General features: G+C 72.9%; 24 protein-coding genes. 16 read left to right on the top strand and 8 right to left on the bottom strand.

Going from position 1 to position 22,509, the window contains the following annotated elements; genetic code table 11:
• Nucleotides 1–43: 43 nt before the first annotated feature.
• The 3 genes from AAW13_RS30220 to AAW13_RS30210 all read left to right on the top strand — a co-directional run bounded on the left by AAW13_RS30220 (nt 44) and on the right by AAW13_RS30210 (nt 3,757).
• On the top strand, nt 44–805 hold the full coding sequence (locus AAW13_RS30220) for a class II aldolase/adducin family protein (protein WP_079179029.1): 762 nt from the start codon (nt 44–46) through the stop codon (nt 803–805).
• A gap of 186 nt (nt 806–991) precedes the next feature.
• On the top strand, nt 992–2,119 hold the full coding sequence (locus AAW13_RS30215) for an alpha/beta hydrolase (RefSeq protein ID WP_046727952.1): 1,128 nt from the start codon (nt 992–994) through the stop codon (nt 2,117–2,119).
• 255 nt (nt 2,120–2,374) lie between these two features.
• Nucleotides 2,375–3,757: a hypothetical protein gene (locus tag AAW13_RS30210; RefSeq protein ID WP_107483443.1), complete on the top strand. Its 1,383-nt coding sequence runs from the start codon at nt 2,375–2,377 to the stop codon at nt 3,755–3,757.
• A gap of 49 nt (nt 3,758–3,806) precedes the next feature.
• Here AAW13_RS30210 and AAW13_RS30205 read toward each other — a convergent pair whose 3' ends face one another.
• Both AAW13_RS30205 and ypfJ read right to left on the bottom strand, forming a co-directional pair.
• On the bottom strand, nt 3,807–4,220 hold the full coding sequence (locus tag AAW13_RS30205) for a VOC family protein (RefSeq protein ID WP_046727954.1): 414 nt from the start codon (nt 4,218–4,220) through the stop codon (nt 3,807–3,809).
• 115 nt (nt 4,221–4,335) lie between these two features.
• Nucleotides 4,336–5,226 (bottom strand): KPN_02809 family neutral zinc metallopeptidase, encoded by an 891-nt coding sequence (ypfJ, locus tag AAW13_RS30200; RefSeq protein ID WP_046727955.1) that lies wholly within the window; start codon nt 5,224–5,226, stop codon nt 4,336–4,338.
• Nucleotides 5,227–5,837: 611 nt separating this feature from the next.
• Between ypfJ and AAW13_RS30195 the strand changes: the two genes are divergently transcribed.
• The 4 genes from AAW13_RS30195 to AAW13_RS30180 all read left to right on the top strand — a co-directional run bounded on the left by AAW13_RS30195 (nt 5,838) and on the right by AAW13_RS30180 (nt 9,815).
• Nucleotides 5,838–6,638 carry a hypothetical protein gene (locus AAW13_RS30195; protein WP_240528783.1) on the top strand — a complete coding sequence of 267 codons (801 nt, stop codon included), beginning with the start codon at nt 5,838–5,840 and terminating at the stop codon, nt 6,636–6,638.
• A 92-nt stretch (nt 6,639–6,730) separates the two neighbouring features.
• On the top strand, nt 6,731–8,329 hold the full coding sequence (locus AAW13_RS30190) for an ABC-F family ATP-binding cassette domain-containing protein (RefSeq protein WP_046727956.1): 1,599 nt from the start codon (nt 6,731–6,733) through the stop codon (nt 8,327–8,329).
• Nucleotides 8,330–8,664: 335 nt separating this feature from the next.
• Nucleotides 8,665–8,883, top strand: coding sequence for a helix-turn-helix domain-containing protein (locus AAW13_RS30185; RefSeq protein WP_046727957.1), 219 nt, complete (start codon nt 8,665–8,667; stop codon nt 8,881–8,883).
• Nucleotides 8,884–9,011: 128 nt separating this feature from the next.
• A complete protein-coding gene (locus AAW13_RS30180) occupies nt 9,012–9,815 on the top strand; it encodes an enoyl-CoA hydratase/isomerase family protein (RefSeq protein ID WP_046727958.1) in 804 nt (267 codons plus the stop codon).
• A 47-nt stretch (nt 9,816–9,862) separates the two neighbouring features.
• Here AAW13_RS30180 and AAW13_RS30175 read toward each other — a convergent pair whose 3' ends face one another.
• On the bottom strand, nt 9,863–10,570 hold the full coding sequence (locus tag AAW13_RS30175; protein ID WP_046727959.1) for a hypothetical protein: 708 nt from the start codon (nt 10,568–10,570) through the stop codon (nt 9,863–9,865).
• Between the two features lie 87 nt (nt 10,571–10,657).
• Here AAW13_RS30175 and AAW13_RS30170 point away from each other — a divergent pair, with 87 nt between their 5' ends.
• Genes AAW13_RS30170 through amaP form a run of 5 tightly spaced genes read left to right on the top strand, consistent with a single transcriptional unit; the run spans nt 10,658 to nt 12,877 of the window.
• Nucleotides 10,658–11,122 carry an Asp23/Gls24 family envelope stress response protein gene (locus AAW13_RS30170; protein ID WP_046727960.1) on the top strand — a complete coding sequence of 155 codons (465 nt, stop codon included), beginning with the start codon at nt 10,658–10,660 and terminating at the stop codon, nt 11,120–11,122.
• Between the two features lie 19 nt (nt 11,123–11,141).
• Complete coding sequence (locus AAW13_RS30165; protein ID WP_046727961.1) at nt 11,142–11,336, top strand: hypothetical protein; 195 nt, start codon at nt 11,142–11,144, stop codon at nt 11,334–11,336.
• The gene (locus AAW13_RS30160; protein ID WP_046727962.1) at nt 11,333–11,692 is read left to right on the top strand and encodes an Asp23/Gls24 family envelope stress response protein; all 360 of its coding nucleotides are present in this window, start codon (nt 11,333–11,335) and stop codon (nt 11,690–11,692) included. Before AAW13_RS30165 ends, AAW13_RS30160 begins: the two co-directional genes overlap by 4 nt.
• The gene (locus AAW13_RS30155; protein ID WP_046727963.1) at nt 11,692–12,294 is read left to right on the top strand and encodes a DUF6286 domain-containing protein; all 603 of its coding nucleotides are present in this window, start codon (nt 11,692–11,694) and stop codon (nt 12,292–12,294) included. Before AAW13_RS30160 ends, AAW13_RS30155 begins: the two co-directional genes overlap by 1 nt.
• A gap of 4 nt (nt 12,295–12,298) precedes the next feature.
• Entirely contained in the window at nt 12,299–12,877 is a 579-nt protein-coding gene (gene amaP / locus AAW13_RS30150; RefSeq protein WP_046727964.1) for an alkaline shock response membrane anchor protein AmaP, read from the top strand.
• Nucleotides 12,878–12,920: 43 nt separating this feature from the next.
• On the opposite strand, the gene AAW13_RS30145 is transcribed toward amaP, so the two are convergent.
• The 5 genes from AAW13_RS30145 to AAW13_RS30125 all read right to left on the bottom strand — a co-directional run bounded on the left by AAW13_RS30145 (nt 12,921) and on the right by AAW13_RS30125 (nt 17,853).
• Nucleotides 12,921–13,676: an SDR family oxidoreductase gene (locus AAW13_RS30145; RefSeq protein ID WP_046727965.1), complete on the bottom strand. Its 756-nt coding sequence runs from the start codon at nt 13,674–13,676 to the stop codon at nt 12,921–12,923.
• Nucleotides 13,677–13,681: 5 nt separating this feature from the next.
• On the bottom strand, nt 13,682–15,466 hold the full coding sequence (locus AAW13_RS30140; protein WP_046727966.1) for a glycoside hydrolase family 15 protein: 1,785 nt from the start codon (nt 15,464–15,466) through the stop codon (nt 13,682–13,684).
• A gap of 222 nt (nt 15,467–15,688) precedes the next feature.
• Nucleotides 15,689–16,483, bottom strand: a complete 795-nt coding sequence (locus AAW13_RS30135; RefSeq protein ID WP_046727967.1) for an SURF1 family cytochrome oxidase biogenesis protein — start codon at nt 16,481–16,483, stop codon at nt 15,689–15,691.
• 49 nt (nt 16,484–16,532) lie between these two features.
• Complete coding sequence (locus AAW13_RS30130; RefSeq protein ID WP_046727968.1) at nt 16,533–16,766, bottom strand: hypothetical protein; 234 nt, start codon at nt 16,764–16,766, stop codon at nt 16,533–16,535.
• 106 nt (nt 16,767–16,872) lie between these two features.
• Complete coding sequence (locus AAW13_RS30125) at nt 16,873–17,853, bottom strand: DEDDh family exonuclease (RefSeq protein WP_046728012.1); 981 nt, start codon at nt 17,851–17,853, stop codon at nt 16,873–16,875.
• Nucleotides 17,854–18,227: 374 nt separating this feature from the next.
• Between AAW13_RS30125 and AAW13_RS30120 the strand changes: the two genes are divergently transcribed.
• Genes AAW13_RS30120 through AAW13_RS30105 form a run of 4 tightly spaced genes read left to right on the top strand, consistent with a single transcriptional unit; the run spans nt 18,228 to nt 22,465 of the window.
• Nucleotides 18,228–19,022 carry an acetoacetate decarboxylase family protein gene (locus tag AAW13_RS30120; protein WP_046727969.1) on the top strand — a complete coding sequence of 265 codons (795 nt, stop codon included), beginning with the start codon at nt 18,228–18,230 and terminating at the stop codon, nt 19,020–19,022.
• Nucleotides 19,022–19,906, top strand: a complete 885-nt coding sequence (locus AAW13_RS30115; RefSeq protein WP_046727970.1) for an SDR family NAD(P)-dependent oxidoreductase — start codon at nt 19,022–19,024, stop codon at nt 19,904–19,906. The genes AAW13_RS30120 and AAW13_RS30115 overlap by 1 nt, the downstream gene beginning before the upstream one ends.
• A gap of 49 nt (nt 19,907–19,955) precedes the next feature.
• Nucleotides 19,956–21,242 carry an amidohydrolase family protein gene (locus AAW13_RS30110; protein ID WP_046728013.1) on the top strand — a complete coding sequence of 429 codons (1,287 nt, stop codon included), beginning with the start codon at nt 19,956–19,958 and terminating at the stop codon, nt 21,240–21,242.
• Nucleotides 21,239–22,465, top strand: a complete 1,227-nt coding sequence (locus AAW13_RS30105; RefSeq protein WP_046727971.1) for an amidohydrolase family protein — start codon at nt 21,239–21,241, stop codon at nt 22,463–22,465. The genes AAW13_RS30110 and AAW13_RS30105 overlap by 4 nt, the downstream gene beginning before the upstream one ends.
• Nucleotides 22,466–22,509 lie beyond the last annotated feature (44 nt).

Here is a 22,509-nt window from a genome sequence, read left to right as displayed (position 1 = left end):
GGCCGCGCCGGTCCGCCGGGGCGTCGGCTGGCAGGATCGGGCCATGGCTGAGCAGCGGTGGGGCGAACAGGATGAACGGTGCGAACGGAATGGACGGGGCGAAACGGGTGGGTGCGGTGGCGCGCGGGATGTGCCGGAACCGCTGAGGCGCGACGTGACCCCGGCGGAGGCCGACGCCTGGCGCGATCTCGTCGGCACGGCCCGCCGCACGGTGGCCGACGGACTGGTCGTCGGCACCTCCGGCAACGTCTCGGTCCGCGTCGGCGACACCGTGCTGGTCACACCGTCGGGAGTGCCGTACGACCGGCTCACCCCGGACGACGTGACCGGCGTGGACCTCGACGGCCGCCAGGTCCTCGGCACCCTCGTCCCGACCAGCGAACTGCCGATGCACCTCGCGGTCTACGGCAGCACCGGCGCCGGTGCCGTCGTGCACACCCACGCGCTGCACGCGACGGCCGTCTCGACGCTCGTCCCCGAGCTCCCGGCGATCCACTACATGTCCGGGGCGCTCGGCGGCGCCGTCCGGGTCGCCCCGTACGCCACCTACGGAACCGACGAGTTGGCCGAGAACATGCTCCGGGCCCTGGACGGCCGCTCCGGCTGCCTCCTCCGCAACCACGGCGCGATCACCTACGGCGGCACCCTCTCCGAGGCCTACGACCGCACCGCCCAGCTGGAATGGATGTGCCGCCTCTGGCTGACGGCGTCCACGGTCCCGGGCCTGTCCCCGACCCTGCTCTCCCCGGACCAGATGGCGCGAGCGGCCGAGAAACTCAGGGGATACGGCCAGGGCGGGCGCTGAATCCGGGCCGCGGGGGCAGACGCGTGGTACGGGAACGCGCGTCCCGAAGGCGTGTCCCGAAGGTGCGTCCCGAACGAATTCGGGTCTGTGAGGAAGGCGGGTTCGTAAGGCATGTGGGTCCGGAGGCTCGCTCGATCTCGCTCCGCTCCGCTGGCCGCCGGCGGGGTCCGCCCCGACACTGGACAGGTGCGCCCAGTCAAAGTCACGGCCGCGGCCGTCGGTGCCGTACTCGCCGCCGGCGCGGCCGGCGTGGCCGCGGGCCGGCTCGCCAGTGACGCCGCTCTCAAGGCGCCGCCCGGCCGGCCCCTGCCCACCGAACCCCGGCTCACCGTGCACGGCACCGCGGCCGGCCGCGTCACCCTCACCCGGGACCTCGCCTCGCTGCGCCCCGGCACCTACGGCCTGGCGGGCGACGGCTCGCACGCGGTCGTCGGCGCCGTGCTGGAGTCCGCCGCGGACACCCCGGACACGGTCGTACGGCGGCTGGAACAGGTGACCCACGGCACCCTGGAGGCCGGCGACAAGGTCTGGCTCACCGCCAACGTCCACATCGGCGACCCGGGGGCGGCCCTCGGGCTGGAGTGCGCCGACGTCGACGTACCCGGCGAACTCGGTCCGCTGCCCGCCTGGTTCGTGCCCAACTACCGGGACACCTGGGTGATCGCGGTGCACGGCCTCGGCACCACCCGCGAGCACCCGATGAACGTGATGCGGTTCCTGCACGGCCGCCGCCTGCCGGTCCTCGCCCTCGCCTACCGCGGAGACCTCGGCGCCCCGCGCCCCCCGGACGGCCTGAACCACCTCGGCGAGAGCGAGTGGCGCGACCTGGACGCGGCGATCCGCTACGCCGTCCGCTACGGCGCCCGCCGCGTCGTCCTCTACGGCTGGTCCACCGGTGCCGCCATGGCGCTGCGCGCCGCCGCCCACTCGGCCCTGCGCGAGCGGATCTCCGGTCTGGTCCTCGACTCCCCGGTACTCAACTGGGAGGCCACCCTGCGCGCCCTCGCCCAGGCCCGGCACACTCCCGAAGCGCTGCTCCCGCTCGCGGTGCGAGCCGCCCAGGGCCGCGCCAACCTGCGCGCGGACCACGTCGCGGACCCGTTCGACCCGGAACACCTCAGCGTGCCCACCCTGATCGTGCACGGCCCGGACGACACGGTCGCCCCATGGGGGTACTCCCGCCGGCTCGCCGAACGGCGCCCCGACCGGGTCGCCCTGCACACCGTGCCGGACGCCCCGCACGGCGCCATGTGGAATCCGGACCCGGAGCAGTACGAGGAGCGGCTGCGCCGCTTCCTCACCCCGCTGATGTGACGGCACCCCCACAGGTCGGAGACCCCGGTTCCAGTCGGTCGCGGAGGTTCCGTTTAACGCCGTACCACTGGCCTGAACATGTCTCCTTGCCTCCCCTTGGGCCCCGTGCGTTGGCCAGCTCCGTCGCCCGCCGTGACATTCCGTTTGGGTTTTCGGACCGTCAACCGGAAGACTGCACCCGTGACGTCCCGTATCCCGCGCGACTCAAGGCTTCGACTCGTCCGAACGCGACCCCTGGCCGCAGCCCCCCGAGCGATGAACCAGCGGCCCGCGCGCCGCCCCGCACCCCGCCCGCCCGAGGGCACCCCGGCCCCCGCCGAGCTGGCCAGAATGGCGCGCTCGGGGCTGGCCGGAGCGGCCCGCGTCGCCCACTGGGCCGACGCGGCCCTGGGACCCGGCAGCGACGGCGCGACCGGCGACGGCAAGGCCACCCTCTCCGACGCGTCCGCCGAACGCGCGTCCGAGGATCTGGGCCTGACCGTCGCTCAGGTCCGAGCCGACTGGGACACCGCCCGGCTCGCCGGCCTGGTCGAGGTACACGGCGACAGCGCGCGCCCCGGCTGGCGCCTGCGCGCCTGGGACCGCGACGACAGCGCCGTCCTGCGCGGCTGGGTCGCCCTCTTCGACGCCTGGTCGCTCGCCCACCCCGAGCCCACGGATGTCGAGCCGGCCGCCGTCGCCGAGGTCGTCTCGGCCATGCCCCAGGTGCTCTCCTTCCTCCAGCTGTCCGCCGGTCCCGTCCCGGTCGAGCAGCTTCTCGACCTGCTGCGGCAACGGGTCACCGAACTGCGCACCGAGCGCTGCGAGGTGACCTACGACACGGAGACCGGCCCCGGGTCCGCCGGCCCGCTCGCGGCCGTGCCCGCCGCCGACCCGGCGGACCGCGCACCGGCCGAGGACCCGGCCCCCGCCGAGGACGCCGAACTCGCCCCCCTTCTCGACTGGTCCCTGTCCGCCCTCGGTTCCGTGGGCGCGCTCACCTACGGTGCGGGCCAGGCCACCCTCACCCCCCTGGGCAACTGGGCGGTCTGGGTCAAGCTGGAGCAGATCTGCGTGGCCGCGCAGAGTCCCGCCGGGAACATCGAGGTCGCCGCCGAGGAGATGCTGCGCGGCTGTGCCCAGCTGCGCCCCAACGCGGCCCGCGCCGAGTACCGGGCCTGGCTCGCCGCCCGTCCCGTCGGCGGTGCCGTCGCCGAACTCGTCGCCGCCGCCCGCGGCGAGGACGCCCTGCTGCGCGGTCTCGCCTTCGAGGCGCTCCGGGTCGTCGGCGCCCCCGCCGAGCCGGACGTCCGCGGCGTCGTGGACGAGCCGACCCTCAGGCCGTACGCCCTGCTCTGGCTGGCCGAGCACGACGGCGTGGACCCGGAGGACGCACACGAGGTCCTCACCCGTGAAGAGGCCACCTGGCTCTGGGTGGACACCGCCGCCGCCGTCGCCGACCACGGCGAGGCCCCGCTGCTCGTCCGCCACCTGGAGTCGGCGCTCCAGCCGACCGTCCCCGCGCTGCTCGACGAGGTTCGTGCCGTCGGCCACCCGCGCACCGTTCAGGTACTGGTCGCGCTCGCCGCCGCCCACCCCGACCCGGCGCTGGCCAAGGCCGTCCGCCGAGCCGCCTTCCAGGTGCACACCGGCGGCTGACCGCAGCGGCGGCCCCGGCCGGGCACGCCCGTGTCAGGACGGGGCCGGGTCAGACCGGTATCTCGACGGCGTACGTGCCGAAGCTCCAGATGTTGCCCTCGACGTCACGGGCCATGTAGTCCCGCGAGCCGTAGTCCTGGTCCGTAGGAGGCATCAGGATCTCCGCGCCGTGGTCCACGGCCCGCTGGTGGTGTGCGTCGACGTCGTCCACGACGATGTACACCCCGGTCGGGCCCGCGCCCTCCAGCGCCGCGTCGAAACGGCCGCCGCGGCCCTTCGAGCCCAGCATGACCGCGCCGTTGCCCTGCACCAGCTCGGCGTGCAGCACCATGTCGTTCTCGCCCTCGTACACCGACAGTTCGGTGAACCCGAAGGCCTCCGTCAGCTGCTTGATCGCCGCCTTCGCGTCCGTGTACAGCAGCGACGGATAGATGCTCGGCCGTCCGCCAGTCGTGCCCGCCATCCCGATCACTCCCTCGTGTGTCGGTCCCCCGACAGCCGTCGTCCCGGCTGCTCCACAGTCTTGCACCCGGCACTGACAACACCCCCGGCCCCTGCCGTCGACGCGGGCCGGCGGTTCAGCGGAAGGTGTCGCACCGGGCCATGTCCCCGGTCCGGTACCCCTGGTAGAACCACTGCCTGCGCTGCTGCGCCGACCCGTGCGTCCAGGTCTCCGGCGTCACCCGTCCCTGGAACCGCTCCTGGATCCGGTCGTCGCCCACGGCCGCCGCGGCGTCCAGACCGTCCTGGATGTCCGCGGCCGTCAGACTGGTGACCAGCGGCCGGCCGGTCGACTCGTCCTTCGTGGTCGTCGCGTGCCGCGCCCACACCCCGGCATAGCAGTCGGCCTGGAGCTCCACCCGCACCGAATCGCTGTCCACACCGGTCAGGTTGTCCCGCGACCTGCTCAACGTGCCCGTCAGGTCCTGCACATGGTGCCCGTACTCGTGCGCCACCACGTACGCCTGGGCGAACGGCCCGCCGGTCGCCCCGAACCTGGACCGCAGTTCGTCGAAGAACCCGAGGTCCAGATAGACCTTCCGGTCGCCCGGGCAGTAGAACGGCCCGACCGCCGAGGTCGCCGTCCCGCACGCGGTCCCGACCCGCCCGGTGAAGAAGACCGTGGGGGAGCCGGTGTAGGTGCCCCGGCGCTGCCGGAACTCCTGGGCCCAGAAGTCCTGCACGCTGTTGACCACCGCCACGACCCGGCAGTCCTCCCTGGTGTTCGCGTCCTGCCCGGTCCGGCAGCTCCGCTGCACCTGCGCGAGCGAGGAGGACGCCGGCGCGGGCGAGCTGTCCCCGGAGGACAGGCCCAGCTGGTCCGGACCGATGCCCAGGAACAGCGCGAGGAGCAGCGCGACCAGACCGACGAGGCCGCCGCCGACGGTCGCCCTGCCGCCCGGGATCCGGCTGCCCCGCTCGTCCTGCACCTCGGAGGTGTCCAGGTTCGCGTCGTCGTCGAACTGCATGGGGCACCGCCTTCCCGCTCGCGCCGTTCCTGCCGGCCCCCGCGACCACCTTGCGCCATCCGCGCCGCCACTTCGCGCCGGTGACCGGACGAACCCCCGAACGGGCGACGTCCCGCGCCGCCCCCGCGTCACGCCCGCCCCCGTCCGGCGGGCCTGACTACGCTCTGCGCCTGGTCCATGGCAGCGGGGCGCCCGACCGGGTGCCGAAGGGGGGAAGGGTGGCCGTTCTGCCACGCGGCGGGTCTCCGCTGCCCGACGCGGCGACGGGACCGCACCGCGGAACGAGACCGACCCGGCCCGCGCCACCGCCCACCGGCCCCCACGAGCCCCGACCGAGGCTCCCGACAACCGCGGCCCGACCGGACGCCGCCGCCCGCGCCCCCGGAACCGGAACGGAAGCGGAAGCGGGAACGGGAACCGGAGCGGGAGCGGGAACCGGAGCGGGAGCCGAAGCCGAAGCCGGAGCCGGAGCCGGAGCCAGAGCCGGAGCGGAGGCAGGAGCCAGAACCGGAGCCGGAGCGGAGGCAGGAGCCAGAACCGGAGCGGAAGCGGGCCCGGGTGGGCGCGGTGCGGGAGGGTGGGCAGAAGCGGGTCCGGGTGGGCGCGGTGCCGTGGCTTGGGCGGCAGCGGGTCGGGGTGGACGTGGTGCCGGGGCCTCGGCGGAAGCGGGCTCGGGTGGGGGCGGCGGTGCCGGGGTCGGCGGCACCGGAGGGCGGGGCTCCTTCCGGAAGGTCCGGGAAGACGGTGCCCTCGCCCTCTGGCTGCTCCCCGCCCTCTGGCTGCTCCTCGCCCTCCTCCTCGGGACCGCCCACCAGATCCGCCCCGCTCCCTACGGCGATCACCTCACCGCCGGTCCGCCCGCGCACAGCGCCCGCGCGCGAGGAGGCGCGGTCGAGGCGTACGAGGGGCGGATCCCGCGGTGGCGGTACGCGCGCGTGGGACGGCGTCCGCTCGGCGTGCTGTCCACGCGCGGGCAGGCGATCACCGTCTGGGACGACGGACTGGTCACCGACACCGACGGCCGCTCCGTGCGCTGGCACCGCGCCCTGCCCGCGGCGGCGGACTGGCTGCCCGCCCAGGGCGGCACCGGCGTCCTGCGCCCGCTCGGCCGCGGCATGCTCGCGGTGGTCACCCCGGCCCGTGTCGCCGCGTACCGCATCGCCGACGGCGACCTGCGCTGGGTGCTGCCCGCCCGGCCGGGCTGCGGGTTCCGCCCGGAACGTGCCGTTCGTCACGGAGGCGCCCTGCTGGTCGCCCAGCCCTGCGCGGACGGCGCCTGGACCGCGCAGCTGGTGGCCGTCGACGACCTGGGAGGAATCGCCCCGAGCCGCAGTCCCCTGGGGAACGGGGCGCCCACCGCGGGCCGCCCCGAACACCCGTACACAGAAAAAGCGCTTGCGTCGCCCCGTTAGACTTCTCCCATGGCCATTCTCCTCGCGCATTAGACGGCGGGAACGTCCTCAGCCGCCCACCCGTCAGTATCCGTACGCCCTGGAGTCTGTCCGTGATCTCCGCCTCCGGTATCGAGCTGCGCGCCGGTGCCCGCATCCTCATCGAGAACGCCACCTTCCGGGTCGCCAAGGGCGACCGCATCGGCCTGGTCGGCCGCAACGGCGCGGGCAAGACCACCCTCACCAAGGTGCTGGCCGGCGACGGCATCCCCGCCGCGGGCACCGTCACCCGCTCCGGCGAGGTCGGCTACCTCCCGCAGGACCCCCGCACCGGCGACCTCGACGTCCTCGCCCGTGACCGCGTCCTGTCCGCGCGCGGCCTGGACGTCCTGATCCGCAAGATGCGCGAGAACGAGCAGCGCATCGCCAACGGCCAGGGCGCCACCCGCGAGAAGGCGCTCAAGCAGTACGAGCGCCAGGAGACCGAGTTCCTCACCAAGGGCGGCTACGCCGCCGAGGCCGAGGCCGCCACCATCGCCGCCGCGCTCAACCTGCCCGACCGGGTGCTCGGCCAGCCGCTGCACACGCTCTCCGGCGGTCAGCGCCGCCGCATCGAGCTGGCCCGGATCCTGTTCTCGGACGCCGACACCCTGCTGCTCGACGAGCCCACCAACCACCTCGACGCCGACTCGATCGTCTGGCTGCGGGACTACCTGAAGACGTACCGCGGCGGCTTCATCGTGATCTCCCACGACGTCGACCTGGTCGAGACGGTCGTCAACAAGGTCTTCTACCTGGACGCCAACCGCTCCCAGATCGACGTCTACAACATGGGCTGGAAGCTCTACCAGCAGCAGCGCGAGGCCGACGAGAAGCGCCGCAAGCGCGAGCGCGCCAACGCCGAGAAGAAGGCCGCCGCGCTGCACTCGCAGGCCGACAAGATGCGCGCCAAGGCCACCAAGACGGTCGCCGCGCAGAACATGGCCCGCCGCGCCGACAAGCTGCTCGCGGGGCTGGACGCCGTCCGCGTCTCCGACAAGGTCGCCAAGCTCCGCTTCCCGGAGCCCGCGCCCTGCGGCAAGACCCCGCTGACCGCCGAGGGTCTGTCGAAGTCGTACGGTTCGCTGGAGATCTTCACCGACGTCGACCTGGCCATCGACAAGGGGTCGCGGGTCGTCATCCTGGGGCTCAACGGCGCCGGCAAGACCACCCTGCTGCGGCTGCTCGGCGGTGTCGAGCAGCCCGACACCGGCGAGGTGATCGAGGGCCACGGCCTCAAGCTCGGCTACTACGCCCAGGAGCACGAGACCCTGGACCCGGAGCGCACGGTCCTGGAGAACATGCGCTCGTCCGCCCCCGACATGGACCTCGTCGAGGTTCGCAAGGTGCTGGGCTCGTTCCTGTTCTCCGGTGACGACGTGGACAAGCCGGCCCGGGTCCTCTCCGGCGGCGAGAAGACCCGCCTCGCCCTCGCCACCCTGGTCGTCTCCTCCGCGAACGTCCTGCTCCTGGACGAGCCGACCAACAACCTCGACCCCGCCAGCCGTGAGGAGATCCTCGGCGCCCTGCGCACCTACAAGGGCGCGGTCGTCCTCGTCACCCACGACGAGGGAGCGGTGGAGGCGCTACAGCCCGAGCGGATCATCCTGCTGCCCGACGGTGTCGAGGACCTGTGGGGCGCCGACTACGCGGATCTCGTCGCCCTCGCTTGATCGAATGCCTGATCCACTGGCTATGGATCATTCGGCTTAGCGGTGATCCATCATCTGTGTGAGATCTCCTCGTATCGAGGTGTGTCCTACACCGATTTTGCGGCCGTTCCCTTTGTCGACAAGGGATCGGCCGCTTTCCGTGTCTGACCTGGGATTTCACAAATGAACCCGTTCGGGCTCATGGTCGGCGCTCATCGGAATGCTGGATTCCGCATGTGGGGATGCGCTCCTGTCGTCACAACGATGTCTCACGGACCTTGCCGAATGGGTGGCCATCGCGCCCCGGAGGGGTGATCATGAGGGGACCAGAGCGCACTTCCCATGAGGAGGCACGGGTGGCCGAGACTCTGAAGAAGGGCAGCCGGGTGACCGGCGCCGCGCGCGACAAGCTCGCGGCAGACCTGAAGAAGAAGTACGACTCCGGTGCGAGCATTCGGGCACTGGCCGAGGAAACCGGCCGCTCGTATGGCTTCGTCCACCGGATGCTCAGCGAGTCGGGTGTCACGCTGCGTGGGCGTGGCGGGGCGACGCGGGGCAAGAAAGCCGCGTCCTGACCCCGGGCGGCCCATCGGCTTCGATGGTGGCCACCCGGTCGGTCGACTGATCGGCCGGGTGGTTACTGTGCAGTCACTTAGCATGCCGTACGGCAATGCGTCATGACCGCACACATCGGAGGCGCCCCATGGCTTCGCCCGACCAGGACCTCGCTCCTGTACTCGACAAGGACGGCGTACGGCTCACCGTCGACGACACGCTCGCCACGGTGACGCTGACCAACCCGGCCAAGCGCAATGCCCAGAGCCCCGCACTGTGGCGGGCGTTGGCAGAAGCCGGGCGGTCACTGCCGGGGTCGGTGCGGGTCGTCGTGCTGCGCGGTGAGGGCCAGTCCTTCTCCGCGGGCCTCGACCGGCAGATGTTCACGCCGGAGGGTATCCCCGGCGAGCCCACCTTCATCGAACTCGCGCGCCGTGACGACGCCGAACTCGACGCGAGCATCGCGGAGTACCAGGAGGCGTTCACCTGGTGGCGGCAGAGCGACATCGTGTCGATCGCCGCCGTGCAGGGGCATGCCATCGGGGCCGGGTTCCAGCTGGCCCTCGCCTGTGACCTGCGCGTCGTCGCGGACGACGTGCAGTTCGCCATGCGCGAGACCAGCCTGGGGCTGGTGCCCGACCTGACCGGCACCCACCCCCTGGTCTCCCTCGTCGGCTACGCCCGTGCGCTGGAGATCTGTGCCACCGGGCGATACGTCCAGGCCGAGGAGGCGGTGGCTTCCGGGCTGGCGAGCGTCGCCGTACCGGTCGGCGAACTCGACGCGGCGGTACGGGACCTGGCCGGCGCGCTGCTGGCCGCGCCCCGGGACGCCGTCGTGGAGACGAAGGCGCTGCTGCGGGGGGCCGCCGGCCGTACCTACGACGAGCAGCGGGCCGCGGAACGGCAGGCGCAGGCCCGGCGGCTGCGGGACCTCGCGGGGGTGGGCGAGTAGTCCACCGCGGGCCGGTGGGGGCTGGTCGCGCAGTTCCCCGTGCTCCCTTACGGGGCGTTGCAGGTGACGGCCGTCACCAGGACGGCCACCGTCGGCTGGTCGGTCAGGGCCTCGCCGACCGCCGTACGGACCCGTCGAGCCACCTCCACGGCCCGCGGGCCGTCGGTCAGCGCCACCTCCACCCGGACGTGCCGGCGCGGCAGCGCCGCGTCGAAGTGCACCTCCCGGCTCAGCGCCCCCGTCACCCGCGCCACCCCCGGCACCCCCAGCGCCGCCGCCGTCACCCGGGCTCCCTCTGGATCCGCCCCCTCACGGACCGACGGCGGCCTGGGCGCCCGCACGGCTTCCGGCTCCGCCACCTCCTCCGCCAGCAGGTCGGTCACCCGCAGGTCCACGTCGGTCACCTCCAGCCCGAGCCGTGCCACGGCGCCGGCCAGCGCCCGGCGCAGCCGGGACGCCGCCGCAGGCAGCGGCTCGGCGGCCGTCGCCGCGAAGTCCGCCGTCAGCCGCAGCGGCCCCGGCGGCAGCGCACCGGGCGGAGCCGGTACGACGGGCTCCGCCACATCCGCCGGATCCGCCAGGGCGATCCGGACCACGCCCAGCCGCACCCCGGTCACCTCGGCCGCCGCACGCCGCAGCACCGCGTCCGTCGCGGCCTCCGTGAGCCACGCCCCGTCGTGCGCCCCGCCCAGCGGGAGCAGCCTGCCGACGCCCAGAGGGTGCCGCACCACGTCAGTCCATCGGTCCGCCGTCATTGCTCCAGCCTGCCGTATCACCGGGGCATGACAGGGCATCCGCACTTACCGTGGTCGCAGGACGACGACGGGAAGGGACGCACGGCGATGACCGAGATGGCGGCGGAACCCGAGAAGGACCCGACGGTACAGCCCCGGAAGACCGTCAGGCGGGGCGGCGGTGACCCGGCGACGCGGGGGCGGACGACGATCGCCGACGGGGTCGTGGAGAAGATCGCGGGGCTGGCGGCGCGGGACGTGGTCGGCGTGCACGCCATGGGCAGCGGGCTCGCCCGCACCTTCGGCGTGGTGCGGGACCGGGTGCCGGGCGGCTCCAAGTCCGTGAGCCGCGGCGTGAAGGCAGAGGTCGGCGAGGTGCAGACCGCGCTGGACCTGGAGATCGTCGTGGACTACGGCGTGTCGATCGGCGACGTCGCCCGCGCGGTGCGGGAGAACGTGATCGCCGCCGTGGAGCGCATGACGGGGCTCGAGGTGGTCGAGGTCAACATCGCGGTGAGCGATGTGAAGCTGCCCGAGGAAGAGGAAGAGGAACCGGAGTCCCGGCTCCAGTGACCGCTGAGGGGAACGCAGCATGAACACGGCCGTGGTCGGCATGATCGCCGGCATGGCGCTGGGCTTCGCCGGGTACTTCGGCGGGTTCGGTGCCTTCCTCCTGGTGGCGGCACTGGGGGCGATCGGATTCGTCGTCGGCAGGTTCGCGGAGGGCGACCTGGAACTCGGGGACTTCTTCCGCACCCGCGACGACCGGCGTGACCGGCGCCGATGACCGTGGCGAGCGACGGAACACGCGGCGCGCCGACGGTCGTCGCGCCCGCTGAGCGCGGTGCCCTGCGGATCGCGGACCGGGTGGTGGCGAAGATCGCCGCGCAGGCGGCCCGGGAGGTGCTCGGCCCGCTGCCCGGCGACGCCGTCCCCCCGCACGCCACGGTCGTGACGGCGCACGGCACGGCCCGGGTCAGGGTCCACCTCGAACTCGGCTATCCGGCCGACATCGGAGCCCGCTGCGCGGCCGTGCGTCGGCATGTGGTCGAGCGGGTAGGCGCGTTGGTGGACACAGAGGTCCGGGAGGTCGCCGTCCACGTCGAACGGCTGCACCCGGCCCAGGCCCAGGGGAGGGCGTGATGAGCACCGGTCAGACACAGGTCATCGAGAAGCCACCCGCGACTGCGCCGCCGGCCGGCCGGGAGGGCCGTTTCTGGTCCCCGCGCCGCGCCCCCGCGGCCCTGCTCGCCCTGCTGACGCTCGTCGCCGCGGGTGCCTTCCTGTACGACATCGCGGCCGTCCGCGCCCGGCACCCCGCCATGAGCTGGCGCCGCGAGCTGGCACGTCAACTGACCGAGCGGCAACTCGACGACACCTGGGTCCTGGTGGGCGCCGGCGTCGCCGCCGCCCTGGGCCTGTGGCTGCTGACGCTCGCCGTCACGCCGGGCCTGCGGGACATCCTGCCGATGCGCCGCGCCCACCCGGACGTCCGCGCCGGGCTGCGCCGGGACGCGGCGGCGCTGGTGCTGCGCGACCGGGCCATGGAGATCTCGGGCGTACGACGGGTACGGGTACGGCTGCGCCGCGGCCGCGCCCACGTCCTCGCCGTCTCGCACTTCCGGGAACTGGACGAGGTCCGGGCCGACCTGGACGCGGCCCTCGCCGACGCGATCCGTGCCCTGGGCCTGGCCCACGAGCCCAGGCTGTCCCTGCTCGTACTGCGACCCGGCCGGAAGGGGTGACGACATGCTCGGAAGCGTCAACCGTGTACTGACCGGTCTCGCCGGTCTGCTGCTGCTCGTACTGGGCGGCTCGGTCCTGGCCGTCGGTCTGGGCGCACCGCCCCCGTCCTGGTGGCTCTACCACGGCCGTCACGACGTCCTGCTCACCGCCGCCCGGCGCACCCACTGGCGGGACGCCGGCTGGTGGTGGCCGACGGTGCTGGCCGCCCTGGCCGTCCTGGTCCTGCTCGCGCTGTGGTGGCTCACGGCCCAGCTGCGCCGGCACCGCCTGGCCGAGGTCCTGGTGGACACCGGAGACGGTGGGAGCGCGCTGCTGCGCGGCCGGGCCCTGGAGACGGTGCTGGCGACCGACGCGGCCCAGCAGGGGGGCGTGGCCCACGCCCAGGCGGTCCTGAAGGGCACGCGCACGGCACCACGGGTACGGGTGTGGCTCCAGCTGGAGCCGGACGTGTCCCCGGGTGCGGCGCTGGACGAACTGACGTCCCGCGCGCTGACCCACGCGCGCGAGTCGGCGGCCTTGCGGAAACTCCCCGCAGAGGTCCGGCTGACGTCGGTGAGACACCGTGCGGAGAGGGTCACCTGACACCCCTCCGCACCGCCCCCGCATCCGTACGGACGACCGGCCGTCAGAACCCGTGCCGCATCCCGCCGTCCACGGGCAGCATGATCCCCGTCAGATAGGACGCGGCCGGGGACATCAGGAAGGCCGCCGCCCGCCCGAACTCCTCCGCGGTCCCGTACCGGCGCAACGGGATCTTCGACTCGTGCTCCGCCCGGGTGGCCTGCGGGTCCGCGGACATGGCGTCCAGCTCCCGCACCCGGTCCGTGTCGATCCGCGAAGGCAGCAGCCCCACCACGCGGATCCCGCGCGGCCCCAGCTCGTCCGCCAGCGACTTGGCGAACCCGGCGAGCCCCGGCCGCAGCCCGTTGGAGATCGTCAGCCCGGGAATCGGCTCGTACACCGACGCGGACAGCACGAACCCGATGACACCGCCCTCCGGCAACTCGGCCGCGGCCGTCCGGGCGAGTCGTACGGCGCCCAGGAACACCGACTCGAACGCGGCCTGCCACTGTTCGTCCGTGTTGTCGGCGACGAACCCGGCCGGCGGTCCGCCCACGCTCACCAGGATGCCGTCGAAACCGCCGAAGTGATCACGCGCGGCCGCGATCAGCCGTACCGGCGCGTCCGGGTCCGCGTTGTCGACGGCCAGCCCGACCGCGTTCGGCCCCAGACCGGCCGCCGCGTCGGCGACCCCCTGCTCGTCCCTTCCGGTCACCACGACCTTCGCCCCGTCGGCGACCAGTTCGCGCGCTGCCGCGTTGCCCAGCCCCCGGGTCCCTCCGGTGACGACGTACACCCGGTCCTTCAGTCCAAGATCCATGGCCCCTATCCTGCCCGCTCGCCGTCGAAGAGTGTGAGGGCGGTGTTCACCAGCCCGATGTGACTGAACGCCTGCGGGAAGTTGCCCAGCTGGCGCCGGGTCTCCGGGTCGTACTCCTCGGACAGCAGCCCGACGTCGTTGGCGAGCCCCACCAGCCGCTCGAACAGTTCCTTCGCCTCGTCGGTGCGGCCCGTCATGTGCAGCGCGTCGGCCAGCCAGAACGAGCAGGCGAGGAAGGCGCCCTCGCCGCCCGGCATGCCGTCGACGCCGATCGCGTCCGTGTCGTAGCGGCGCAAGAAACCCCCGTGGCCCAGGTCGTCGCGGATCGCGTCCACCGTGCCGATCACCCGGGGGTCGTCCGCGGGCAGGAAGCCGAGGCGCGGGATCAGCAGCAGCGAGGCGTCCAGTTCGCGGGAGCCGTAGTACTGGGTGAAGGTGTTGCGCTCCGGGTCGAACCCCTTCTCGCACACCTCCTGGTGCACCTCGTCCCGGAACGCCCGCCAGCCCTCCAGCTCGCCCTTCAGCTCCGCGTGTTCCTCCAGGGTGCGTACCGCGCGGTCCGCGGCCACCCACACCAGCACCTTGGAGTGCACGAAGTGGCGGCGCCCGCCGCGTACCTCCCACAGGCCTTCGTCGGGCTGTCGCCAGGCCTTCTCCAGGAAGCCCATCAGCGAGCACTGGATGGACCACATGTGCGGCTTGGTGGGCAGTCCGGCGGTGCGGCCCAGCGACAGCGAGTCCATGACCTCGCCGTACACGTCCAGCTGGAGCTGGTCGACGGCGCCGTTGCCGACACGGACCGGGGCCGAGTCGCCGAAGCCGCGCAGCCAGTCCAGTTCGAACTCGGGCAGCCGGCGCTCACCCGCCAGGCCGTACATGATCTGTAGGTCCGCCGGGTCGCCGGCGACCGCGCGGACCAGCCAGTTGCGCCAGTTCTCGGCCTCCTTGTGGTAGCCGGCGGAGAGCAGGGCGCCGAGAGTGAGGGTGGAGTCGCGCAGCCAGCAGAAGCGGTAGTCCCAGTTGCGCACCCCGCCCATCTCCTCGGGCAGCGAGGTGGTGGCGGCCGCGACGATCCCGCCGGTCGGTGCGTAGGTGAGCGCCTTGAGGGTGATCAGGGAGCGCATCACGGCGTCCCGGTGGGGGCCGTCGTAGGTGCAGCGGGCGGCCCAGCGCCGCCAGTCGGTGACGCTGGACCGCAGTGCGTCGTACGGGTCGACGAGCGGCGGACGCTGCTGGTGCGAGGGGTGCCAGGTGAGCACGAACGCGACCTTCTCGCCCTCCCCGACGGTGAACTCGGAGTGCGTGCCGAAGTCCTCGCCCCAGGTCCGCACGGACGGGTCGCTGCGCAGCCACACCGCGTCGGGTCCGGCGACGGCGACCCGGTGGCCGCCGGAGCGGCGCATCCACGGGGTGATCGAGCCGTAGTCGAAGCGCAGCCGGAGCACGCTCTGCACGGTGACCCGGCCGGACACCCCTTCGACGACGCGTACGACCTCGGGGACGTGCTCGCGCTGGGGCATGAAGTCGGTGACCCGGACCGTGCCGTCGGCGGTCTCCCACTCGGTGTCCAGGACCAGGGTGTCCCGCCGGTAGGCGCGCCGGGTGCAGGTCGTGGCGCCCCGCGGGGCGATCCGCCAGTGACCGTTGTCCTCGTCGCCCAGAAGTCTGGTGAAGCAGGCGGCGGAGTCGAATCTGGGCAGGCACAGCCAGTCGATGGAGCCGTCCCGCCCGACCAGGGCCGCGGTCTGCTCGTCGCCGATCAGGGCGTAGTCCTCGATGCGTCGATCCACGGGACCCGGTTTCCCGGTCTGCCGGGGGGCCAATCAGGTGGTGAGCCGGGGGAGTGACCCGTCCGTGCACCACCGACGGACCCCGCACGCCTCACCCGACGACCGCTCCCGCACGGCGCACATGGCGACCGGTCCCGCACGGCGCACAGGGCGACCGGTCCGGCACGGCGCACGTGGCGACCGGTCCCGCACACCTCATCCGGCGACCGGTTCCCGTACGTCTTATACGGCGGCCGGTTCCGCTTCCTCGGTCCGCTCCTGTTCGGCCGCCTCCGCACGGGTCCGTGCCTCGCGGCGCACCAGCACGAAGAAGCCGTAGGGGACGCCCGCGGCGAACAGCCACCACTGGATCATGTACGCGTAGTTGAGCGGCGCGTCCTCCTTGCCCGGGTCGGAGATCTGCTCCGGGGTGCCGCCCTTGGACTCCGGCGCCGTCTGCTGGATGTAGCCGCCCAGCACCTGCCTGCCGAGCCGGCGCGCCTGTTCCTCGCTGTTGATCAGCATGATCTGCCGGTCGGGCAGGCCCTTGATGTCCTTGATGCCGCTCGCCGCGGTGGTCTCGTCGGGCATCAGCCGGCCCTGGACGGTGACCCGGCCCGCGGGCGGCGCGGGGATCTTGGGGAAGGCGGTCTGACTCGGCCCGTCCGCGGGGATCCAGCCCCGGTTGACCAGCAGCACCTTGCCGTCGGTCAGCACGAAGGGGGTGAGCACGTGGTAGCCGACCTCGTCGTCCTCGTTGGTACGACGGCGGACGACGACCTCGTGGGCGGTGTCGAAGGTGCCGGTGGCGGTGACGGTGTGGTACCGCTCCTTGCGGGTCACCGCGTGCCCCGGCTCTGTCACCTGCTCCACCGGCACCGGCTCGGCGTGCAGCGCCTCGGCCACCAGCTGGTTACGGGCGCTGCGCTCCTCGTACCGGTGCTTCTGCCAGAACCCCAGCCGGATCATCGTGGGGATGAGAAGCAGCGAGATGAGGGTGAGGATCACCCACTGCCGGGTCAACAGGAAGCGGTACACCCCACGACCGTACAACTCGGTCGTGGGGCGCGATCGGGCGGGTACCGGGTCACACGCGGTCGACGATGCCCGCCTTCCCGGCCTCGCGGGCGCAGTGGGCACCGCAGAACCACTGGTTCTCGGCCTCGACGCCCTGGCCGATGATCGACACCTTGCAGTGCTCGCAGACCGGGGCCATCCGGTGGATCGCGCAGGAGAAGCAGTCGAAGACGTGGACCGCGCCCTGCGCGTGCACCTCGAAGGTCATTCCGTAGTCATTGCCGCATACTTCGCATTTCGCCATGGGCCACAGCGTGGGTGGTCGTCCGCGCGCGGGCGAGTGGGCACCGGGCGAGTCGCACGGCAATCACCCGTCCGTACGGTCCCGCCGGGCGGTCACTTCTGGGCGGTCACTTCTCCGTCGCCGGCGCCACGTCCCGCAGCAGCTGCCCGAAGGCGGCCTCGTCGACGACCGGGGTGCCGAACTGGCGGGCCTTGACCACCTTCGAGGTACCCGAGTCCGGGTCGTTGGTGACGAGCAGGCTGGTGAGCCGCGAGATGCTGGTGGAGACGTGCAGGCCGGCCTCCGCTGCCCGGTCCTCCAGCAGCTCCCGGTCGACCGAGGTGTCCCCGGAGAACGCCACCCGCATCCCCTGCCGCAGCGGCTTGCCGTCCTCGTACCGCCCCGGGTTCGGGTACGGGCACGCCGGGCGCTTGCGGGCCGGCCGCCAGCTGGTGGGCCGGTAGCCGCCGGTCGCCTGCGGCCCGATCCGCGGCGTGTCCGACCACTCCGTCAGCGGCCGGCACTCGAGGAGCGGCAGTCGGACGTTGCCCGCCGCCGCGGCCCGCAGGCTGGGCTGGAACGCCTCCGCGAGCACCCGCGCGTCGTCCAGCGCGTGGTGCGCCCGCCGCTGTACGACACCGAAGTGCGCGGCCAGGGTCTCCAGCTTGTGGTTGGACAGCGGCAGGCCCAGCTCCTTGGAGAGCGCGATGGTGCACAGCCGCTGCCGCACCGGCGCCTCGGCCTTCGCGCGCGCGTACTCCCGGGCGATCATCTGCCAGTCGAAGACCGCGTTGTGCGCGACCAGCACCCGGCCGTCCAGCCGGGCCGAGAACTCCTCGGCGATGTCGGTGAAGAGCGGCGCCCCTTCGAGCACCTCGCTCGTCAGGCCGTGGATCCACACGGGTCCCGGGTCGCGCTCGGGGTTGACCAGCGTGTACCAGTGGTCCTCGACCTCGCCGCGCTCGTCCAGCCGGTAGACGGCCGCGGAGATTATCCGGTCGTCCCGGGCCAGTCCGGTGGTCTCCACGTCGACGACGGCGTACCCCTTGGGATACGCGGCCGGCCACGGGGTGCCGGGGGACACTGCGGTCGTACGGTCTTCGAGCATGGTCATTGAGGATACGGGCCCCGACCGACAGTCCGGCCCGTCAGGTCGCCCACTGCGCCCGCCCGTTCGCACGCCCTGACCGCCCGTCGCCCGACTGTACGACTTTGCCCTGATTGCCCGTCGTGTGCCATGGACCTCTGCCCGGATCGCCGTCAACGCGGCACGGGCCACAGCCCTGACCGCCGTTCACGCGCGCGCGGGCCATTGTCCGGATCGCCGTACGCGCGCGCACGAGTCATTGTCGAGATCGCCGTACGCGCGCACGGACCTTTGTCCGGATTGCCTTTCGCGCGGCTATGGACCTTTTCACCGCCCGGTGCAAGCGTGCACCCCGCCCGGCGCAGACGGCGGCCGACGGAAGGGCGGTACGGCGGATGGCACGCGTACGGTACGGCGCTCGGACCGAGGCGGAGATCAGGGCGGCGCGCACCACGAGACTCCCGGACGTGTGGTCCACCGGGGTGGTGGCCGTCTGGGAGACCGACCCCGACGCGGTAGCGGCGGTGCTGCCGCCCCCGCTCAAGCCCACCGGCCGGCCCCTGGCCCGCGTCAGCGTCAGCAGGGTCGAACTGCCCGGATACCCGCTCGGCGCGGGCTCGTTCGCGGTCGCCGCCGCCCACGGCACGGTCGAGGGCTGGTACCCGCTGGTCATGCCGATGACCCACGAGCGGGCCCTCACCGGCGGCCGCGAGGTCTTCGGCGAGCCCAAGAAGCTCGGCGAGGTCACCGTCGAGCGGGAGGGCCCCGCCGTCCGTGCGGCCCTGGCCCGGCACGGGGTCGCCTTCGTCGAGGTGCGCGGCACGGTCGACGGGCCGCTGCCGCTGCCCGAGCCGGCCCCGAAGACCGACTTCTACTTCAAGTTCCTGCCGGCGGTGGACGGTTCGGGTTTCGACGGTGATCCGCTCCTGGTGCACTGCGTCCGCGAGGAGAAGGTCCGCCGACTGGAGCGCGTGACCGGCGAGGTGATCCTCCGTGAGTCGGCCCTCGACCCGGTCGCCGACCTGCCGGTGCTGCGGCTGCTGGACGTGACCTTCGGCGAGAAGACCAGCGACCAGCGCGGCCGGGTCGCCGAACGGGTCGACGCCCAGGCCCTGCTGCCCTATGTGCACCAGCGCTACGACGACCCCCGTCAGGTCCACGACGCGCCCCCGGAAGGGAGCGGCAGCTGATGGAACTGCGTCCCGGACAGGTCGCCGTCGTCACCGGCGCGGCGAGCGGCCTCGGACTCGCGATGGCCCAGCGGTTCGCCGCCGAGGGTCTGAAGGTGGTCCTCGCCGACGTGGAGGCCGCCGCCCTGGAGAAGGCCGCCGACGGCCTGCGCGCGGAGGGTGCCGACGTGCACGCGCGCGTGGTCGACGTCGGCGTGCGCGAACAGGTCCTGGGTCTGGCCGAGTCGGCCTACGACACCTACGGCGCGGTGCACGTCCTGTGCAACAACGCCGGGGTCGGCTCGGGCGCCGAGGGCCGCATGTGGGAGCACGAACCGAACGACTGGAAGTGGGCGTTCGAGGTCAATGTGTGGGGGGTCTTCCACGGCGTACAGGCTTTCCTGCCGAGGATGATCAAGTCGGGTCAACCCGGTCATGTGGTCAACACGTCCTCCGGGGACGGCGGGATCGCGCCGCTGCCGACGGCCTCCGTGTACGCGGTGACCAAGGCCGCCGTGGTCACGCTCACCGAGTCGCTGTACGCCCACCTGAGGGCGGAGCACGCGCGCGTGGGCGCCTCGGTGCTCTTCCCCGGGCCGCACATGCTGCGCACGGGCCTGTGGGAGTCGCACCGCAACCGGCCCGACCGCTGGGCCAAGGAACGGCCGCGCCGCACGCCGTACCGCAGCCTCGACCAGTGGGAGGCGGCGATGCGCGAGGCGGGCAAGGAGGTCGTCTTCACGCCCGTCGAGGAGGTCGCCGGGTTCGTGGTGGCCGGCATCCGCGCGGACCGCTTCTGGCTGCTGCCGGAGAGCGCGCACAGCGACGCCCAGATCCGGGCGCGGGCCCGCTCGATGCTGGACCGCGCGAACCCGTCGTACCTCGAGAACTTCATCCTGGACTGACGCTTCCGTCCCGGACCGACACATCATCCCGGACCGACAGGGGGCAGTGGTGACCGCGTACGACGACCCATACCTGATCATCTCCTCCGACTGCCACGCCGGACTGCCCACCGAGGAGTACCGGCCCTATCTGGACACCCGGTTCCACCGGGACTTCGACGAGTTCCTCGCCGGGCGCGACCGCCGCCGGGAGGAGATGACCCGGCTCGGCATCCGCAACGAGGCGTTCGCGGCCAAGTGGTTCCAGGACAACGAGGAGGGGCTGCGCGGCGGCTGGGACACCGCGCAGCGCCTGAAGGAACTGGACGGCGACGGGGTGGCCGCCGAGGTGGTCTTCCCGGACGCCGACGCGGTCGACAGCCGTACCGCGGCGCCCTTCGGGGTGGGCCTCGGCCTGTCCGGGGACCACGACCCGGAACTGGGCATGGCGGGCGCCCGGGCCCACAACCGCTGGCTGGCCGACTTCGTGTCCGAGCACCCCGAACGGCACTGCGGGGTCGCCCTGTTGCCCGTCACCGCCCCGACGGAGCAGGTGGTCGCCGAAGTGCGCCGGGCGAAGGAGTCGGGCCTCGGCGCCCTGATGATCCCGGCCATGTGGGTCGACAAGGAGCCCTACCACGACCGCCGTTACGACCCTGTCTGGGCGGCCGCCGCCGACTGCGGGATGCCGGTCCTCACCCACTCCGGCGCGGCCCCGCGCCACGAGTACGGCGAGCACCTGGGCATCTACGTCAGCGAGGTGACCTGGTGGCCGGCCCGCCCGCTGTGGTTCCTGCTCTGGTCCGGTGTCTTCGAACGCCACCCGGGGCTGCGCTTCGGCGTCGCCGAGTCGGGCTGCTGGTGGCTGCCGAACCTGCTGTGGTTCATGGACCGCCTCTACCTCGGCGCGCACGGCGGCAAGAAACTCTCCCCCTTCGCGGAACTGCGGCGCCCGCCGCACGAGTACCTGGACCGGCAGGTGTTCGTCTGCGCCACCAACACCAAACGCCGGGAACTCGCCCAGCGCTACGAGATCGGCGTCGACAACATCCTGTGGGGCAGCGATTTCCCGCACCCCGAGGGCACCTGGCCCGACACCCGCGGGTGGCTGCGCCGCACCTTCCACGACATCCCGGTGACCGAGACCCGCCGGATGCTCGGCCTGGCGGCGGCCGAGGCCTTCGGCTTCGACGTGGACCGCCTCACCCCGCTGGCCCGCCGTATCGGCCCCACCCCCGCCGACCTCGGCCAGCAGGCCGACCAGGCGGCGGTGGAGGCCTCCTGGGCCCGCTCGCGCGAGGTGGGCCGGCACTGGCTGACGGACAACGACTTCCCGACCCTGGGGGTGACGCGGTGAACGACCGCTACACGGTGATCTCGGCCGACTGCCACGCGGGCGCCGACCTCCTGGACTACAAGCCCTACCTGGAGAAGCGCCACCACGACGACTTCGACGTCTGGGCGGCCACCTACGTCAACCCGTACGAGGACCTGCTGGCCGACTCGGCCGACCGGAACTGGAACTCCGACCGGCGGCTCGCGGAGCTGGAGCAGGACGGGATCGTCGCGGAGGTGATCTTCCCGAACACCATCCCGCCGTTCTTCCCGTCCGGTTCGCTGATGGCTCCCGCGCCGACGGCTGCCGAGTTCGAACGGCGCTGGGCCGGGCTGCGCGCCCACAACCGCTGGCTGGCCGACTTCTGCGCCGCCGCGCCCGGCCGCCGCGCGGGCGTCTTCCAGATCCTCCTGAACGACGTGGAGGAGGCCGTCAAGGAGATCCGCTGGTCGGTGACGGCCGGCCTGAAAGGCGGACTCCTGCTGCCCGGCACCCCGCCCGGCTCCGGCCTTCCCGAACTCCACGCGCGCGTGTACGACCCGATCTGGGCCGTCTGCGCGGAACTCGGCGTGCCCGTCAACCACCACGCGGGCTCCGCGTCCCCGCCGCTCGGTGACGAACCCGCCGCCCGCGCGGTCTTCATGGTCGAGACGACCTGGTTCTCGCACCGGGCGCTGTGGCACCTGATCTTCGGCGGTGCCTTCCGCCGCCACCCGGAGCTGAGACTGGTCCTGACCGAACAGGGGTCCGGCTGGATCCCCGGCGTCCTGGCCATGCTGGACTACTACCACGGCCGCATGCTGGCGGCGGCCACCAGGGCGGCGACCGCGGAGTCGAAGTTCGGAGCCGGCCTGGCGCACTCGATGGGCGAACCGCCCTCCTCGGTCTGGCGGGACAACTGCTTCGTCGGCGCCAGCTTCATGCGCCCCCACGAGGTGCCGCTGCGCGACCGCATCGGCCTCGACAAGATCATGTGGGGCAGCGACTTCCCGCACGACGAGGGGACGTTCCCGTACACCCGGGAGGGTCTGCGCTTCGCCTTCGCCGGTGTCCCGCGCGACGAACTGACGGCGATGCTCGGCGGCAACGCGGCCCGCGTCTACGGCTTCGACCTGGACCTCCTGGATCCGATCGCGGCGAAGGTGGGGCCGACGGTGGTGGAGATCGCGGAGCCGCTGCCGGCACCCCCGGCGGACGCGACGAGCCCGGTGTTCGCGCGGGGGGCCTCGGTACGGGTCTGGTGACGTCGGTACGGCGCCCACGGGCCCCGGGGTGCGATCCTCCCTGC

This window comes from Streptomyces humi, from assembly GCF_001005085.2.
GTDB classification, from domain to species: Bacteria; Actinomycetota; Actinomycetes; order Streptomycetales; family Streptomycetaceae; genus Streptomyces; species Streptomyces humi.
This window is presented reverse-complemented; position numbering and strand designations above follow the sequence as displayed.

Bases quoted from the DNA above. Each gene is read 5' to 3' on its own strand.
- AAW13_RS30220 (WP_079179029.1), top strand. From the start codon at position 44: ATGGCTGAGCAGCGGTGGGGCGAACAGGATGAACGGTGCGAACGGAAT.
- AAW13_RS30165 (WP_046727961.1), top strand. From the start codon at position 11,142: ATGAACACGGCCGTGGTCGGCATGATCGCCGGCATGGCGCTGGGCTTC.
- ypfJ (WP_046727955.1), bottom strand. From the start codon at position 5,226: ATGCAGTTCGACGACGACGCGAACCTGGACACCTCCGAGGTGCAGGAC.
- AAW13_RS30125 (WP_046728012.1), bottom strand. From the start codon at position 17,853: ATGCTCGAAGACCGTACGACCGCAGTGTCCCCCGGCACCCCGTGGCCG.
- amaP (WP_046727964.1), top strand. From the start codon at position 12,299: ATGCTCGGAAGCGTCAACCGTGTACTGACCGGTCTCGCCGGTCTGCTG.
- AAW13_RS30175 (WP_046727959.1), bottom strand. From the start codon at position 10,570: ATGACGGCGGACCGATGGACTGACGTGGTGCGGCACCCTCTGGGCGTC.
- AAW13_RS30155 (WP_046727963.1), top strand. From the start codon at position 11,692: ATGAGCACCGGTCAGACACAGGTCATCGAGAAGCCACCCGCGACTGCG.
- AAW13_RS30130 (WP_046727968.1), bottom strand. From the start codon at position 16,766: ATGGCGAAATGCGAAGTATGCGGCAATGACTACGGAATGACCTTCGAG.
- AAW13_RS30170 (WP_046727960.1), top strand. From the start codon at position 10,658: ATGACCGAGATGGCGGCGGAACCCGAGAAGGACCCGACGGTACAGCCC.
- AAW13_RS30160 (WP_046727962.1), top strand. From the start codon at position 11,333: ATGACCGTGGCGAGCGACGGAACACGCGGCGCGCCGACGGTCGTCGCG.
- AAW13_RS30180 (WP_046727958.1), top strand. From the start codon at position 9,012: ATGGCTTCGCCCGACCAGGACCTCGCTCCTGTACTCGACAAGGACGGC.
- AAW13_RS30205 (WP_046727954.1), bottom strand. From the start codon at position 4,220: ATGGCGGGCACGACTGGCGGACGGCCGAGCATCTATCCGTCGCTGCTG.
- AAW13_RS30210 (WP_107483443.1), top strand. From the start codon at position 2,375: ATGAACCAGCGGCCCGCGCGCCGCCCCGCACCCCGCCCGCCCGAGGGC.
- AAW13_RS30120 (WP_046727969.1), top strand. From the start codon at position 18,228: ATGGCACGCGTACGGTACGGCGCTCGGACCGAGGCGGAGATCAGGGCG.
- AAW13_RS30145 (WP_046727965.1), bottom strand. From the start codon at position 13,676: ATGGATCTTGGACTGAAGGACCGGGTGTACGTCGTCACCGGAGGGACC.
- AAW13_RS30115 (WP_046727970.1), top strand. From the start codon at position 19,022: ATGGAACTGCGTCCCGGACAGGTCGCCGTCGTCACCGGCGCGGCGAGC.